A 16,222-nucleotide genomic window follows, 5' to 3' on the forward strand; every position below is an offset into this window, starting at 1 on the left:
CGACTTGTCTATCAAGTTAAAGATGATCAGGTAGTTATCCTGCTCATTACCGTCGGAAAACGAGCTGATAGCATAGTTTATGACGAAGCGAAAAAGCGAATTAAAGACTAAAAATGGGAGCTTATAGCTCCCATTTTTGCCTTCGTATAACGTGTATTATGTTAATTTTAGAAAAATTTTATAATCTTTGTAGAAGCCTTCAGCCATTACTCTAAAAACTTAGGCTCATACCGAATTTTTAAGACTTTGTTTAAAAAACTAGATAAAGCTGATACATTAAAAATGAGATTATAAAAAAGAAAGATGGTGCCAGTGATGAAAATTAAACATCCCATTCTAAAATTGGTCGTAAGCTGTCTATGCTTAAATTCAACATATGCAATAGCCTCTCCTGTCATTCTCAATAATGGCAAAGTCCAAACATCTAATATCTCTAGCAAAATGCCAGGAACAATCTTATCCATACAAGAAGAGAGTATTGATCTATTTACCAATGCTTCACAGCGGTTCTTAATCACTTACCGTAGTCGCGGAGTACAGTCTGAACCAATTGTGACTTCAGGATATCTCTTACTGCCTAAAGGTAAAGTACCCAAAGGGGGATGGCCTGTTCTTGCTTGGGCTCATGGTACAACTGGTGTAGCAGATACTTGTGCGCCTTCTGGAGATTATGTCGGCGGCCCAGTCCATGTCTATCAACAAATTGCTGCGAAAGCACTAAATGCCTGGCTTGCCCGCGGATATGCAGTCGTCGCACCTGATTATCAGGGTTTAGGTACTCCAGGTGGACATCCATATATGAATGCACAAAGTCAGTTGCACACTGTCGTTGATGCCGTACGGGCGACCCACCTTTTAAAGCCTTATAAATTTAGTAAAAACTGGTATGTAATGGGGCATAGTCAAGGCGGTGCAGCATCTCTGAAGGTTGCAGCGGACGGTCAGAAAGATGCACCTGAATTTAATTTGCGTGGGGCAATTGCACTCGCACCGGGTGGCTATCAATACCAAGGAATCGCTGAATACGTAGCAACCCATTCTCAAATTGAAACAAGTGTTGCCGCATTTTTCCCAGTCGTACTTCTGGGAGCAGAAGCAGCAGATCCTAGCCTAGCTCCAGCAAATTTAGTTAGTTCAGAGATGGGGGAAATTCTTAATTATGCACGTAATCGCTGTTTGTCAGAATTACAATCTGATCTAAAAGCAGCACCTAAAACAGTCTTTAAACCGAATGTAAATTTGACACCTTTGACAAATTATTTAAAAAAACAGTCTATTGAGAATATGACACCTACTGTGCCGCTTTTAATTGTACAAGGTGATAAAGATCAGCTTGTAGATTACCGTGGTACTTATGCTTACTATCAGCAAGTATGTAAGAATCAAAAACCTATTGCCTTTCACCCGGTCAAGAATGGAGATCATCGTGACTCTTTAAGACAAAGTGAATTGCTGATTGGAAGCTTTATCAATTCAGTTGAACAAGGGAAAACTATAAATACCTGCAATTCAAAATGATGCGGTAGATTTAGGATTTTGAACTCAAAATAAAGCTATGCAGTAGAAGAATTAAATATTTCGAGTTTTAATATACAAATGGAAATAAATCAAAATGATGCCACAAAGTTTATTATCACTGACGAATAAAATAGCACTTGTAACAGGCGGTGCAGCAGGTATTGGGAAAGCCAGCGCTCTCATTCTTGCACAAGCAGGCTCGGACGTTATGATTGCCGATTTAAATTTAGAAGCAGCTAAACATACAGCTGAAGAAATCAAGAAGCTGACTGGACGCAACATAGAATATGTTGCATGCAATATTCTGCAAGATGATCAATTGGTCAATGCAGTGAATAAAACAATCGAAACCTTTGGTCACATTCACATCTTAGTGAACAATGCTGGAGGAGGTGGCGGTGGTCGTGAATCTCCTGATCAAATTAGCGTAGATACTATAGAACGTGATTTTCAGCTTAATGTATTTGCTGCTTGGCGATTGTGTCAGCTCGTCGCACCGCATATGAATAAAGCGGGTTACGGCTCAATCATAAATATCAGCTCTATGAGTTCAATTAACAAAAGCCCTGCTATGAGCGGATATGCATCATCAAAAGCAGCGTTAAATCATATGGTCGCTAATTTGGCTCATGATCTTGGTCCAAATATACGTATTAATGCTGTAGGACCCGGAGCAATTCGTACCGCAGCATTAGAAAAAGTACTGAAGCCTGAGATTGAAAAAACAATGCTCTCCCACACACCATTACAACGATTAGGTGAACCCGAAGATATCGCGAGAGCTGTGTTATTCTTTGCCTCACCTATTTCATCATGGATTTCTGGACAAACCTTATTTGTAAATGGTGGTGGTGTACAAACACTTGATTAAAGAGTGGCTGTCTAAAACCTAAAACTCTTATAATTTTAATATAAGGTGCAATCTGTATTTGGATGTATAACAACAAGCCTAAAGCTGCTACACAGGTCTCAATTCCCCCCCATTTAACATAATGGCGATTATGCGAAATATAAAGGCTAAGCCTTATCTCGCTCTACAATACTTCAAAGACCTTTTCCTAGACATCTTGGTAAAAAAAACGTATAACACCGTTTTTCAAATTAACAGGTGAACGCGTTGAAACTTGTGCTTGCACCCATGGAAGGCTTAACCGATCCGATCATGCGTGATGTCCTCACGTCTGTCGGCAGCTTCGACTGGTGTGTGACTGAGTTTATTCGGGTCACCGACTCAATCCTGCCCGATCATATCTATCACAGCTATTGCCCGGAATTATTGAACGGCGGTAAAACTGCGGCTGGCACCCCAGTGCATGTGCAGTTTCTGGGCAACAACCCGGACATGCTAGCCGCTAATGCAGTCAAAGTTGCAGCCATGGGCGCACCAGCGATTGATCTAAACTTTGGCTGTCCGGCCAAAACCGTAAACCGTCATCGTGGCGGTTCGGTTCTGCTAGATGAACCGGAAGTGGTACATGAACTGGTCAAAGCCGTGCGCGATGCCGTGCCGGCACATATTCCGGTTTCTGCCAAAATGCGCTTAGGCTATATGGATCGCAACTTCATGCTGGACAATGCCCATGCCATTGAAGATGCAGGCGCCTCCTGGGTCACGGTCCATGCGCGCACCAAAGCCGATGGTTATACCCCACCAGCCTTTTGGGATCAGCTGGCCCCGATTCGTGAAGCCTTAAAGATTAATGTGATTGCCAATGGTGAAATCTGGACCAATGTCGACGCCAAACAATGCCAGTTAGAATCGGGTTGTGAAGATTTAATGATTGGCCGTGGTGCCGTCACCACCCCTGACCTCACCCAATGTATCCGCCAGAACTCTGATGCACCCTTACTGAGCTGGCAAGATCTGCTTGATTTGCAAATCCGCTTTATTCACGGTCCGGCCAAAACCGAAATTGGTATGCTGGGGCGTTATAAACAATGGCTGGGCATGATGTCGAAACATTATCCAGAAGCCAAAGCGCTATGGGATGAGGTTAAACGCATCAAAAAGCTGGATGAAATTATTGCCACCCTGCAAGCCTCGCAACACACGGCACTCTAAACCAAACATTGTCGCGGCTGTTTACAGGGCTTGTCTAACAACTGTTTGATCACTTTTGTGTAATCATCTTGCAAGCCGCAGTTTAAAAACTCCGGCTGATGACATTGCCCTGAAAATTCAGACAATCCTCCACCCGAATCCGCTGTACCGGCGCCAGTTGCGCCAGATCAAACCAGCGATATTCGGCATGTTCATCGCTTAGCTGAATCTGTGCATCTTCCGGTACATGACAGCGAAAAATAAAAGCATGGGATTGCACCGCTGCATGAAAATACACACCCGACAAATACCCCACCTGCACCTGACAGCCAATTTCTTCCTGACATTCCCGAATTAAGGCCTCGTGGATGGTTTCCCCCATATCCAGCGCGCCACCCGGTAAGCCCCAGGCCTGATCGGCATAGGTAGCTTTAAGTAACAGCACCTGCTGCTGGGCATTACAAATTACCGCATGCGAACTTAAGCGATAAAAATCATGAAAGGCCAACGAACTGCTCTCCCCTAGTTTTAAACGATAACCTAACGGCCAGATGCAAACAGCCGTATGTGGACAAGGATGCAATCATTAGGAATCTGTCACCACGGCCTGACTTAAATCGGCCTGGCCCAAACGCTGGATTTCCTCCAGCTTCTGTTTGCGTAATCGCTCACTGCTTAAGGTCTCCTGTAAATCCAGCGCCAGTGCTTTCAGCAAATCCAGATCTTCTTCAGACATCTGCCGCACCTGCTTGTCCAGAATACATAAGCTGCCTATGGCCAAGCCCTGTTTACTTTGAATTGGCACCCCGGCATAAAAACGGATTTTCTGTCTGGCCAGATGAGGATACTGCCGGAAGCGTGGATCACGCTGAATATCTTCAATAACCAGCGCTTCATTCTGATAAACCAGATGGGTACAAATCGACTCCTCACGGCGCTGCGCTGCGTGGATCGGCGACTCTACCGCTTCTGCCAGCGGACTGGCCGGAGTATGCACCTGCCCGGCATCGACCAGCGAAATCTGGGCATATTTCACATCAAAGGCCTGCCGCGCTTCTTCAATATACTGGCTGTAAATTGGCAGCAATTCCGACTGCAATAAATCCAGTTCATGCAAAGCTTGTAAACGTTCAGCCTCATTGTCATGCATCAGTGCCGCCGCCGGGTTTTCCCCTTGTGCCATCAGCAGCATATCCATATTCAGCATCAGTTCATTCACACTATTCACCACAGCTTCAGGCTGAAACAGACGCTCAATCTCATCACGCAAATGCGTCGACTGATTGCCCAGCAAAGCAAACACCAGTTTGATCTGCGGTTTTAGTGTACGTATCCGGTGATTCAACAGGCGGATTTGCGCCATCGGTTGCTGATGAAAAATAGTGATACAGATGATGTCGGTCGATTCCGGCACGGCACTCAACACATCCGAGCGCGATTGAATCAAGGCATCGGCATGGCTACAGGCAGCAATCTTTTTCAGGTTCAGGCCATGGGCCAGCATGGCAGAGGCCAGCACATCCACCTCCCAACGTGCCCCCAGACACATGACTTTGGGGTTGTTCAGTTCGGTCTGTAGCGGATATTGCTGCTGAAATTCATGATTAAACCGTTTTAAACCCTGATGCATGCGCAAACGGTGTTCGGCGCTGGCCTCGGTATTATGGACCTGCGAAAACAGGCAAATCGCAGGAATCGCCACTTCATCATAGAAATTATTGATTTTCCGGACCAGCGCTTCTTCATTCTTTTTTTTCGGCAGCTCCTGCTGGATATATGCATTAGCCACATCCAGCGCATCATGTACTTCATCGGCCACCAAACGCTGATAAAAACGTTCGGGCGGTGACAGCACCGGGGCACTGCCAATTAACACTTTGACAAAGCCCAACGCCGGAATATAGTGCGACAGCACCAGCAAACAGGCCGTTAACGGTGTTGATAAAATCAGACCAATTGGTCCCCAGATTAAGGTCCAGAAGGTGGCAGCCAGAATAATCGACAAGGTAGTCAGGCCGGTACTTTCGCCATATAACCACGGCTCAATGATGTTATTACTGATCAGCTCCAGCAGCAGAATCAGGCCCAGCGTCCAGAGGAACATATTCCAGCCTGGATCCACCGCAAAGGCCAGCGTTAACGGGAACACCGCAGAAATGATCGGGCCGACATAAGGCACAAAGCGCAGCACCACCGCCAGCATGCCCCACATGATGGCCGCAGGCACGCCAATAAACCACAGTCCGGCTGCCATCGGAATGCCATAGGTGACATTGACCAGCAATTGCATGCGCAAATAGGTACCAATGCGCTGACCGGCTTCATCCAGCACATCGGTACCAATATTCAAATTACCGCCAAGCAGACGCAACAAGCGGTCATGCAGATCTTTACGGCTAATTAAAATCAGCACCACAAATAAAAATACGATACCAATGGTGGCAATCGGGCTTAAAATCTTGCTGCCCCACTCCATGGCGGCATCGGAAGGACTTTGCTCCAGTCCGACCACCTTGACATTCTGCACACCCTTTTCCTGCTCGACCTGATTGATGCCTTCAAACGAGCTTTCCACCGTATCGAAAGTGGTTTTGGCCCCATCCCAGGCACTAGGGCCAGAGGTTAGCGATTTCACCGTATTCAGTTTTTGCTGAATGGTGTCCTGATATTGCGGTAATTCTTGACTTAAATCTTTGAGCTGAAAACCCAGATAACTGCCCAGTCCAGCCAGCACACTAATGGTGAAAATCATAACAATGGCAATCGACGGCAGCTGTGGCAGTCCCCATTTTTTTAACCGTGACACCAGCGGTTCCAGCAAAAATGCCAGCAAAATAGCCAGTGCCAGCGGAATCAGCACATCCTGACCAAAATACAGCGCCGCAATAATCACCGCGCTAATCACAAAACCGGCCATCACCCGGACAATATTCTGGGTTTCAATATCCCGCTTGACCCAACTGGCGGCAGATTTTTCCGGCTTCCAGTGATGGGGACGCGGTGGCTGCGCTTCTGGCTGGAGCAGACCCGGTTTATTGTTCTGTTTTCGCATGGCTGGGCACATCCTGTTGCTCTTTATTTATTATGTACGAGCTTCGGTTATTTATTTCAAATAGATTCCTGTAAAAAAACGCCTAATTTCAGCAAGAAACAGTACAGTAGATGAAGATGGGAAATATTGAAAGCAGTAAAATGGCACATACACCGCTGTGCCATTGCAAGAGAAAAATATTAAGGACGAATGATGGCTTTGCTGTAAATATCCGGGTCCATTTCCAGAATTTCGACACACAGTTGCAGCGTCAATTCATTCTGTGGCGGCAGATAATCCTGCAACACCTCCAGCACGGTCCGGGAAATTTCCTGCTTTAGGGCGGTGCTACGGCCTTTTAAAATCGAGATTTTGGCATGCACATAGGCCTGTGCGCTTTCATCCAGTCCAATCACATAGTCCTGCTGGCAGATGGCGCGGCTTTTAATATCAGAGGCATTACCAAACAGGCCATTCTCGACCAGCGTCCGGTTGATACGACTGAGCAAAGGCTTCATTTCAAGCGCCTACAGCTGATCTGAATATTCAAGATGGATATGTGGCATCAGCCTTCTCCCGATATGGTGCAGATGTCATCTTAAAAATTCAGGGTTTTACCCTGCTTCAAAGCAAGATAAAACCCAAGAGAAACAGTGCGATTATGCTTTTTTCACATATTCCGATTTCAGTTTAATTGCGCCAATACCATCTACTTTACAGTCAATATCATGACCATCTGATGCTTCTGGCAATAGGCGGATATTTTTCACTTTGGTACCCACTTTCACCACAGAAGATGAACCTTTAATTTTCAGGTCTTTAATCACCGTCACGGTATCGCCATCGGCCAGTACATTACCATTGGCATCTTTAATGATGGCGCCGGCCTCGGCTTCTGCCTGCTCCCCTTCTTTCCATTCATGTGCGCATTCAGGACAAATCAGCAAGTCACCATCTTGATAGGTATATTCGGACTGGCATTTTGGGCAATTCGGTAAAGACATAAAAACCTCGAAACGAGCAAAATAAAAAATATAAAGGTCTACTATAACATTTATATTTTTCATCACGTTAAAATCCCTAACCGGTTTAGGGATTAATAACAATATTTGTGTTATTTGCCCGGGTGTTCCAGCAGCTGTTTAAACACCTGCAGATGATTATGCTGTTCGTTTTCTGCTGCGGTTAACAGGGTAATTGGTCCCTTCTGCGCCAGTTGCCGGATTTCCTCCACCGCGTCCAAATGCTGCTGCAACTCTTGCCGATAACGCTGCTGAAACTCGGGCCAGTGCCGCTCAGTATCTTCATGGAACCATTTACGCAGTTCGGTCGAGGGGGTTAAATCCTTCGGCCACAGGTCAATCTGGGCATCGGCTTTTTTGATCCCGCGCGGCCAGATCCGGTCCACCAGAATCCGGGTACCGTCCTGCTTGCTTACAGCCTGATAAATACGTTTGGTAGCAATGGGCATGGTTTTACTCATCCGGAATGTCAGGGGTCACCAGCAGGCTGAGTAAATTCAGACATTCCTGCCAGCCCAAATAACAGCCATCGACGGGAATGGCATCGGGCAGATTGTCCTGCTGAATCCAGACTTCGGTTCCGACCGATACCGCCTTAAACTCAATCGTGACCTGAATCAGTCCGGGTAAATCTGGGCTATCAAACTCATCCTGATAACGCAGTCGCTGCTCGGGAATCACTTCCAGATACTGCCCGTGAAAACCGTGGCATTTGCCCGTGCTCAAATTACAAAAGGCAATTTTATATTGACTGTTGACCACGGGTTCAAACTGTTCAATCTGCACGGTAAAGCCATGTGGTGCCATCCATTTGACCAGGGCATGCGGATCGACAAAGGCCCGATATACCCGCGATAACGGCGCCTGAAATATACGGTGTAACTGTACGCTGTGTTGCATGACGTCACCTGTTTACAGCGAATAATTTTCAGTCTACGCCTTCTGCCTTGGGCCTGTGTATGACTTTGGTTGAAGCGAGCGTAAAGCAAAAAAAGCATGCGCTCCGGCATGCTTTTTTGTACTAGAAAATGGGGTTAAACCGGATAGTTTTCTTCTTCGTCTTCATCATCATAGACATAGGCCATGCAGCCCCAGCCATCATATTCACCCTGGAACTGGTTGGCGATTTTGGTGAACCATTCTTCTAAATCAACAATATCGGCATAGGCCGGTTCCATATAAACATAAATGGTAATAATCCATTCGGTCACACCAGAATCATCATCCTGAAATAAAGAAATTTTTTGTTCTTCATTTAACAGAAATAAGGCACAACGTTCAGCCTGTTCCTGGTCGGTAAAGGCAATCGAATATTCAATTTCATGTGCCTCGTCCAGATCATCACCATCTTCATGCATTTGCCAAAGTACGTTGCCGTTGTCGTCATCTGGAAATTGTTCATAATCGCGTGACATCATTTTGTCCTTGTTCTGTGTTGTTGTTCTACTGGTCAGCTTACCCTAATTTTGTTGCAGTTCCGAGATAGAGCACTTAATTTTTTTCTGTTCTATCATCCTGATCTCTATCCGGATCGGCAATCCCCTGTTTTGGGGGGCGCACTCAAAATCAGATCAACTGCTTAAAACGGTACCTGTCCACGAATTTCAACCGCGGTACCGCTTAAAGGCTGAGTAAAAGCCAGATAACTGGCATGCAAGGCCATGCGTTTTAGGGGACTGCGTGCAGGTTCTGGATGATACAGCTTATCGCCGGTAATTGGATGGCCGATATACTGCATATGCACGCGTAGCTGGTGTGAACGTCCGGTAATTGGGGTCAGCAATACCCGGCTGATGTCCATCTCGGCATTATAGTCCAGTCCCTGATATAAAGTCTGTGCCGGCTTACCCAATTCAAAATGCACCATCTGACGCGGCCGGTTTTCCCAGTCGGTAATTAATGGCACCTCAACTTTGCCCTCACCGTCGAGTTTGCCCTGTACCAGGGCAATATAGTGCTTGGTCACGGTGCGCGCCTGAAACATTTTACTCACCGCTACTTCTGCATCACGATGTTTGGCAAACATCAGAATACCCGAGGTGGCCATATCTAAACGATGGGTAATTTTGGCCTGTGGATAGCGCGCCAACACGCGTAAATAGGCACTGTCCTGATGCTCCGGCAACCGCCCCGGCACCGACAGCAAACCTGCTGGCTTTTCAATCACCACCAGATCATCATCTTCATAGAGCAGGACTAGTGGCTCTTGCGGCGGGCAATATACAAAGTTGTCGTTTAAAGGCATGGCGGTACGGCTTGGGAGTCGAAAGCGGGCAAAATATCAAGCGGCCAATCCGCTGTCAATCTATTGAGAAGATAGATATTTAATCTGGAAGCTACTGGAGAGAAATAGTTTTTATTCTCTGGTTTTTCGAGTTTGATTTTTATAGTTTGTTGTTCTGGTCATGCACGGAATTTTTAGGGTGTCAGGGAAAACTTGCTGTTTACTTCAACTATCATCACGTTGTACGTCATGATCTTATAGCCTATAAACTTCTAATCTATAGCGTCCTAAGCCGAATCGAGACCTTTTGGGTGAGTACTGCACTCGCGTTTTGCGCCGCTGACAGCATGCTACTCTTTTCGATCCCGTCACACCCTTGAGAGATATAGTAGTCAAAGCCTGCCGAAATTGTTTTCCGAAGATCAGTCAATTTAAAATATTTTCAGGAAATTTTCCCTAATAAAGCTTAATCACAAGAAATTTTTATACACTAGGTTAAATTCTTCATTTTATTTTGCAGAAAATGGCGATTTTAAGAGAATTTATCTAAGTGATTATGATGGCTCAAGACAGCGGCTGCATCAGTTGAATTAAATTACCGCAGCCATCTTCCAGCACGGCAATTTTCACATTGCCAGCCAGGCCGGCATCGGTGCTTGAGTAAAAACCACACCTAGCGCGAGTAAACGCTGATATTCTGCCTCAAGATCGTTGACCTGAAATGAGGTATAAGCAATACCATCTGCCTTAATCGCGGCTTTAAAGGCTTTCGCTGCGGGATGCACATCCGGTTCTAGTAGCAGCTCAACACCATCTGGCTGCTCGGGAGAAACCAGCGTCAACCAGCGATATTCACCCACCGGGACATCCTGTTTTAGCCGAAAACCAAGTATCTGAGTATAAAACTGCAAGGCTTTTTCCTGATCATCGACTATAAGACTGGTGACATAAATTTTCATTGTTCTGCTCGGTAGTTTTTATTTTTTATAGCATAGCTGCTTTCAGTACCCTGTAGGATTCTGGCAAATAAGGTTGCGATAACTGAAAGGAAAATGAAGGTGATTTAAACGAATATAGTGAAATAGGAATAACAAAAAGATAAAGAAGAATAGAGATGTTGAAATTTTTATTTTTAAGGGAGCGGGAAATACTTCAACCATTAAAACTTGGTAAGTTCTAACTTTTTGCCTATAAACTTCTGATCTATAGCGTCCTAAGCCGAATCGAGACCTTGTGGGTAAGTACTACACGCACGTGATACGTTACTGGTAGCAATCTACTCTTTTCGATCCCCTTTCACCCTTGAGCAATAGAATAGTCAAAAGCCGGCGGGATTGTTTTCCTAAGCTACGGCGTTTTTTCATCTTTTTGATAATTTTTCTCACATCAAACGGTTTAGATAGAATTTTTTATTTTCAAGCTGCCATAATCATGATTCTTTTTCATGATTCCGTATTTTTCTGGAATATTCAGGCATAAATTATTCTGCCCGGTTCAGGACATTGCAGATCTTTAATCGTGAGGTATCGAGCTGTTTAAAATAACTGTCCTTGAATGAGCTGGGCGCTAAACCACCAGCCACTTAAGGCTGACATGCCACAGAGCAAATTGGCCAAGACTTTATTCAGTTTAGATAAGGTCGATTGATAAATTTTGATATTCAGCATGTAAGCCAGCACGGCATAAACCACCCCAATGGCACCACCAAACAGCACCAGCAGTAACGGCCAACCCGCCAGCAGATGCGCCTTGACCGGCAATTGAGTATAAGAATCGGCAGCTTGAGAGTTTGACATGGCTTTGCTCCTGATGATTTTTCTTTAAAACCAGCATCCACCCGAAAGTGGATGTGGCGCTCCTAGGAAGCATCATGAAGCAAAAAACAGGCCAGTTATTTATTTTAAATACAGCCAGCGAGTATAACGGTTGATATAGGCATTCAGCCCATCGCCATATTGGGCCAGCTGTTTCATATTCTCGACATGCTGCACACCGGCGCTGGCATAGCTATAAGTATAGACCCTGCTATTTTTACGGAACTGAACCCGAATAAACTCATGACCTATTTCATAATTGGCCACGCCAGAGTCATGGTTAAGATCAAGATAATGTTGCAAAGACTGCACCTGAAATATGCTATATGTCTTATTCAACATGGGGATTAATGGCTAATTTTTAAACAGATTCAAGTAATAAACACCTTAATTTTTATTATTCATTTTCAATAAGATAGAACCTCAAACCCACTCAATTTGTATCTCGATTTTGCGTTTTCTTTTTGTAGTGCTTCAACTGTTCTAACACCCTGAAAATTCAGCATATTTTTATTGATCCCATTAAAAAGCCCTATCGTGTGATAGGGCTTTCATTCAAAACAGAGGGTAACTGTTTGAGTGCTGTTGCTTAGGCATTCTTATTGTTAAATTGATTGCCTTGGCATTTGGTACACGGGGGTAAACGGTCTGTACCAATTTCTAAGTAAACGCGATGTCCGCATTGGACACAAAAATAGAAGCCTGTTCCTGGCTTGTCGCCTGCAGTTACCATCTTTGCTCTCCGTATGATTTAGAAATGGTCTATTCAGTATAACCAATCTGTGATGATTGTCTATTGTCCATTTCGACGAGTGATGATGGCGTTTGGGCGAAGGATAATTTTGATAGAAAATTAAGCTGGCTTTATAGAAATTTAATAAGAAATTTTTCCAATTTGAGTTGTAGATGCTAATTAATTTGGTATTAAATCCCGCAATCAGGAAAAGATTTTTTATTCTTATTTAATTTTTAAAATATATTTCTAATTCTATAAACGCTTATTTATCTCCCGTAATACCTATAAGTCTGCAAATCTGTCTTCTATAAAAAAATATCCCATTCAAAAATGGGATATTTTTTAAACCAATTTAGCAATTAGGATCGATAACAAAATTGGTTTGACTGAATTTCTGCCATGCCCCTGTCGCAGCACCATCAACAACAAGAATTGAGATAATGCCCCAGTCGACCAGAATGCCTAATAAGGTGGTTGGGTCAAATGTCTTTTGAGGTGTGATGCTCGTGGTTTGGCAGCCTGGTTTTTCTGCCTTAATTACATAATTTTCTTTCTTCTTAAAAGTATAAACAGCACTACGCTGGCCCATATACTCTTCATTTACATATAGCTTGGCTAATTCATCATTACTACGAATATTTACAGTCTGTGTTGAACCATTAAACATCGTGGCACAGCCTGTCATAAACAACATAACACTCGCTAAAATTACAGCAGTTAATTTTCCCATAAACCCCTCATCAATTGCATTTTTACAAAAACGCTATTGCAAATTACAAAAAGAAAACAAACTACTCTTTTCAATTAAAAAATTCAATTAATTTATTGAATTTATTTATTTTTTTAATTATTTTAAATTTAGTTTTATATATTTCTAATAAATTCTAAATCGCATTCAACCTTTAATATATTTTGAATAATGAATAGGGAATCAGCCTTAATATCGACCACTGGACGTATGACAGAAGTCCACTTTTTAATTCAATCTTAAAACCTCCTTCGAATCTTCTCTGTAAGCACCAATAAAAAACGCCCCAATGTACATTAGAGCGTTTTTAAACAATTTCAATAACTTTAATCTCCCCCTAACCCTGAGCCATACATGGCATAAGAAAAAAAGAGAAACTCCCTCCTTTCTTAAAGGAGGGTTGGGGAGGATTCATTTAATAATTAAGCCACATTCCCTTCCAAGAAATCCTGCGCAAAGCGTTGCAATACACCGCCCGCTTCATACACAGACACTTCCTCTTCGGTATCTAGACGACAGGTCACCGGCACTTCAACAATCTGGTTCTTGCCATCATCCGTTGAACGCTCAATCACCAAAGTCAACGTCGAACGTGGCGCGATATTACCAATCACGCTATACAGTTCTGTACCATCCAAACCTAAAGTTTTACGGTCTGTGCCCGGCTTAAACTCAAGCGGTAACACACCCATCCCAACCAGGTTAGTCCGGTGAATACGCTCAAAACCTTCTGCCACAATCGCTTCAACACCAGCAAGGCGTACACCTTTAGCCGCCCAGTCACGGCTTGAGCCTTGGCCGTAGTCTTTACCGGCAACAATAATCAGCGGCTGTTTACGATTCATGTAGGTTTCAATCGCTTCCCACATCCGCATTACTTCGCCTTCAGGCTCGACACGCGCTTTGGAACCTTGCTTAATGGTACCGTCAGAACGTACCACCATTTCATTAAACAATTTCGGGTTGGCCAGCGTTGCACGTTGTGCCGTCAAGTGATCACCGCGGTGGGTGGCATAGGAGTTGAAATCTTCCTCAGGCAAGCCCATTTTCGCCAGATATTCACCTGCCGCCGAATCCAGAATAATTGCATTCGATGGTGATAAATGGTCAGTGGTAATGTTATCGCCCAAAATTGCCAGCGGACGCATATTGGCTAATGTACGCGGTGCAGCCAGCGCGCCTTCCCAATATGGTGGACGGCGAATATAAGTACTTTGCGGACGCCAGTCATATAGCGGACTTGCCGCCTGCTCCACTTCGCCCAAGTCAAACATTGGAATATAGACTTTCTGGAACTGCTCAGGCTTCACCGAGGTTTTCACTAATGCATCAATTTCTTCATCCGACGGCCAAATGTCTTTCAGATAAATTGGATTACCGTTCTGGTCGGTGCCCAACGCATCTTTTTCGATGTCAAAACGGATGGTACCGGCAATTGCATAGGCAACCACGAGTGGTGGAGATGCCAGGAAAGCCTGTTTTGCATAAGGATGAATACGACCATCAAAGTTACGGTTGCCCGACAGCACCGCAGTCGCATACAGGTCACGGTCAATAATTTCCTGCTGAATCTTTGGATCAAGCGCGCCTGACATCCCGTTACAAGTCGTACATGCATAAGCGACGATGCCAAAACCGAGTTTTTCTAAGTCTTTCAGTACACCCGCTTCTTCCAAATACAGCGCAGCTGCTTTAGACCCCGGTGCAAATGACGATTTCACCCAAGGTTTACGCACAAGACCGAGCTCATTGGCTTTACGTGCCAGCAAACCTGCCGCAACGGTATTACGTGGGTTTGAGGTATTGGTACATGAGGTAATCGCGGCAATGATGATGGCACCATCTGGCATCAAACCATCGGTACGCTGTTCAACAATGCCGGCAATGCCTTTTTCTTTTAAGTCACTTGTGGATACACGTGCATGTGGATTGGATGGCCCTGCAATATTACGGGTTACCGTTGATAAGTCGAAACGCAGCACACGTGGATATTCCGCCTGTGTCATGTCAGATGCCCAAAGCCCAATTTCTTTGGCATAGGTTTCAACCAGTTTGACTTGTTCAGGCTCACGACCGGTCAGGGTTAAATAGTCGATGGTGTTCTGATCAATATAGAACATCGCAGCGGTTGCACCATATTCAGGGGTCATATTGGAGATGGTGGCACGATCACCCACTGACATGCTGTCCGCACCTTCACCAAAGAACTCTAAATAGGCACCGACCACACGCTCTTTACGCAGGAATTCAGTTAACGCCAAGACGATATCTGTTGCAGTAATGCCCGGCTGACGCTGACCAACCAATTCCACCCCAATAATGTCCGGCAGACGCATCCAAGAAGCACGGCCAAGCATCACGTTTTCAGCTTCTAAGCCACCCACACCGACTGAAATCACGCCTAGCGCATCGGTATGCGGGGTATGCGAGTCTGTACCCACACAGGTATCCGGGAATGCTACGCCATCACGGTTTTGAATTACCGGTGACATTTTTTCCAGGTTAATCTGGTGCATGATGCCGTTGCCTGCCGGAATCACATCGACATTTTTAAAGGCTGTTTTGGTCCATTCAATAAAATGGAAACGGTCTTCATTACGACGGTCTTCGACTGCACGGTTTTTCTCAAATGCATCCGGATCAAATCCACCGTATTCCACCGCCAGTGAGTGATCGACAATCAGCTGGGTTGGCACCACCGGATTGACTTTGGATGGATCACCGCCCTGATCGGCAATGGCATCACGCAGACCGGCAAGATCGACCAGTGCCGTTTGCCCCAAAATATCATGACAGACTACACGTGCTGGATACCATGGAAAATCATGCTCCTGCTTGCGTTCAATCAGCTGGCGTAAGGACTGCTCTAAAATGGCTGGATCACAACGACGCACCAACTGCTCGGCCAGCACTTTGGAGGTATAAGGAAGTTTGGCATATGCGCCTGGCTGAATATCTTCAACGGCTTGTCGCACATCATAATATTCTAGCGGGGTGCCTTGCAGCGGTTTACGGTAGTTGTTATTCATAGCGTACCTGCCTTGTTCTGACTTCTTCTTTCAAAGTTTTGTTGTTTAACATTCATGCT

Annotated in this window: 17 protein-coding genes and 1 pseudogene; 4 read left to right on the forward strand and 14 right to left on the reverse strand. The window is 44.8% G+C overall.

Annotated elements, in window-relative coordinates; genetic code table 11:
• From VF685_RS12435 to VF685_RS12450, 4 genes and pseudogenes are all read left to right on the forward strand, one after another.
• Positions 1 to 111: pseudogene (locus VF685_RS12435) on the forward strand (type II toxin-antitoxin system RelE family toxin); the annotation flags it as partial.
• 192 nt (positions 112 to 303) lie between these two features.
• Positions 304 to 1,518: an alpha/beta hydrolase family protein gene (locus tag VF685_RS12440; RefSeq protein ID WP_410487384.1), complete on the forward strand. Its 1,215-nt coding sequence runs from the start codon at positions 304 to 306 to the stop codon at positions 1,516 to 1,518.
• A 97-nt stretch (positions 1,519 to 1,615) separates the two neighbouring features.
• Positions 1,616 to 2,389, forward strand: a complete 774-nt coding sequence (locus tag VF685_RS12445) for a glucose 1-dehydrogenase (RefSeq protein ID WP_163146333.1) — start codon at positions 1,616 to 1,618, stop codon at positions 2,387 to 2,389.
• Positions 2,390 to 2,635: 246 nt separating this feature from the next.
• On the forward strand, positions 2,636 to 3,580 hold the full coding sequence (locus VF685_RS12450; RefSeq protein WP_286385216.1) for a tRNA dihydrouridine synthase: 945 nt from the start codon (positions 2,636 to 2,638) through the stop codon (positions 3,578 to 3,580).
• Positions 3,581 to 3,662: 82 nt separating this feature from the next.
• Here the strand turns inward: VF685_RS12450 and VF685_RS12455 are convergent, their stop codons facing one another.
• The 14 genes from VF685_RS12455 to acnD form a co-directional block, all read right to left on the reverse strand.
• Entirely contained in the window at positions 3,663 to 4,067 is a 405-nt protein-coding gene (locus VF685_RS12455; protein WP_168414477.1) for an NUDIX hydrolase, read from the reverse strand.
• Between the two features lie 78 nt (positions 4,068 to 4,145).
• Positions 4,146 to 6,611 carry an AI-2E family transporter gene (locus tag VF685_RS12460; RefSeq protein WP_286385215.1) on the reverse strand — a complete coding sequence of 822 codons (2,466 nt, stop codon included), beginning with the start codon at positions 6,609 to 6,611 and terminating at the stop codon, positions 4,146 to 4,148.
• Positions 6,612 to 6,790: 179 nt separating this feature from the next.
• Positions 6,791 to 7,108 carry a 5-carboxymethyl-2-hydroxymuconate Delta-isomerase gene (locus tag VF685_RS12465; RefSeq protein ID WP_286385214.1) on the reverse strand — a complete coding sequence of 106 codons (318 nt, stop codon included), beginning with the start codon at positions 7,106 to 7,108 and terminating at the stop codon, positions 6,791 to 6,793.
• 141 nt (positions 7,109 to 7,249) lie between these two features.
• Positions 7,250 to 7,594, reverse strand: coding sequence for a zinc ribbon domain-containing protein YjdM (locus tag VF685_RS12470; protein ID WP_016659847.1), 345 nt, complete (start codon positions 7,592 to 7,594; stop codon positions 7,250 to 7,252).
• 110 nt (positions 7,595 to 7,704) lie between these two features.
• Positions 7,705 to 8,061, reverse strand: a complete 357-nt coding sequence (locus VF685_RS12475) for a DUF488 domain-containing protein (protein WP_286385213.1) — start codon at positions 8,059 to 8,061, stop codon at positions 7,705 to 7,707.
• Positions 8,062 to 8,065: 4 nt separating this feature from the next.
• Positions 8,066 to 8,512 carry an SRPBCC family protein gene (locus tag VF685_RS12480; protein WP_286385212.1) on the reverse strand — a complete coding sequence of 149 codons (447 nt, stop codon included), beginning with the start codon at positions 8,510 to 8,512 and terminating at the stop codon, positions 8,066 to 8,068.
• Between the two features lie 134 nt (positions 8,513 to 8,646).
• A complete protein-coding gene (locus VF685_RS12485; protein WP_016659844.1) occupies positions 8,647 to 9,027 on the reverse strand; it encodes a ribonuclease E inhibitor RraB in 381 nt (126 codons plus the stop codon).
• Positions 9,028 to 9,191: 164 nt separating this feature from the next.
• The gene (locus VF685_RS12490; RefSeq protein ID WP_180192155.1) at positions 9,192 to 9,857 is read right to left on the reverse strand and encodes a pseudouridine synthase; all 666 of its coding nucleotides are present in this window, start codon (positions 9,855 to 9,857) and stop codon (positions 9,192 to 9,194) included.
• Between the two features lie 605 nt (positions 9,858 to 10,462).
• Positions 10,463 to 10,795, reverse strand: a complete 333-nt coding sequence (locus tag VF685_RS12495) for a VOC family protein (protein WP_286385208.1) — start codon at positions 10,793 to 10,795, stop codon at positions 10,463 to 10,465.
• Between the two features lie 576 nt (positions 10,796 to 11,371).
• The gene (locus tag VF685_RS12500) at positions 11,372 to 11,632 is read right to left on the reverse strand and encodes a hypothetical protein (RefSeq protein ID WP_016659841.1); all 261 of its coding nucleotides are present in this window, start codon (positions 11,630 to 11,632) and stop codon (positions 11,372 to 11,374) included.
• Between the two features lie 99 nt (positions 11,633 to 11,731).
• Entirely contained in the window at positions 11,732 to 11,953 is a 222-nt protein-coding gene (locus VF685_RS12505) for a hypothetical protein (protein ID WP_075167930.1), read from the reverse strand.
• Between the two features lie 286 nt (positions 11,954 to 12,239).
• Positions 12,240 to 12,383, reverse strand: a complete 144-nt coding sequence (locus VF685_RS12510) for a zinc ribbon-containing protein (RefSeq protein WP_075167893.1) — start codon at positions 12,381 to 12,383, stop codon at positions 12,240 to 12,242.
• A gap of 355 nt (positions 12,384 to 12,738) precedes the next feature.
• Positions 12,739 to 13,080 carry a hypothetical protein gene (locus VF685_RS12515; protein WP_034597578.1) on the reverse strand — a complete coding sequence of 114 codons (342 nt, stop codon included), beginning with the start codon at positions 13,078 to 13,080 and terminating at the stop codon, positions 12,739 to 12,741.
• A 476-nt stretch (positions 13,081 to 13,556) separates the two neighbouring features.
• A complete protein-coding gene (gene acnD, locus VF685_RS12520; protein ID WP_005175861.1) occupies positions 13,557 to 16,163 on the reverse strand; it encodes a Fe/S-dependent 2-methylisocitrate dehydratase AcnD in 2,607 nt (868 codons plus the stop codon).
• Positions 16,164 to 16,222: the final 59 nt, after the last annotated feature.

This window comes from Acinetobacter sp. Brlt_5, from assembly GCF_051949055.1.
In the GTDB taxonomy this organism is placed as follows: Bacteria; Pseudomonadota; Gammaproteobacteria; order Pseudomonadales; family Moraxellaceae; genus Acinetobacter; species Acinetobacter indicus.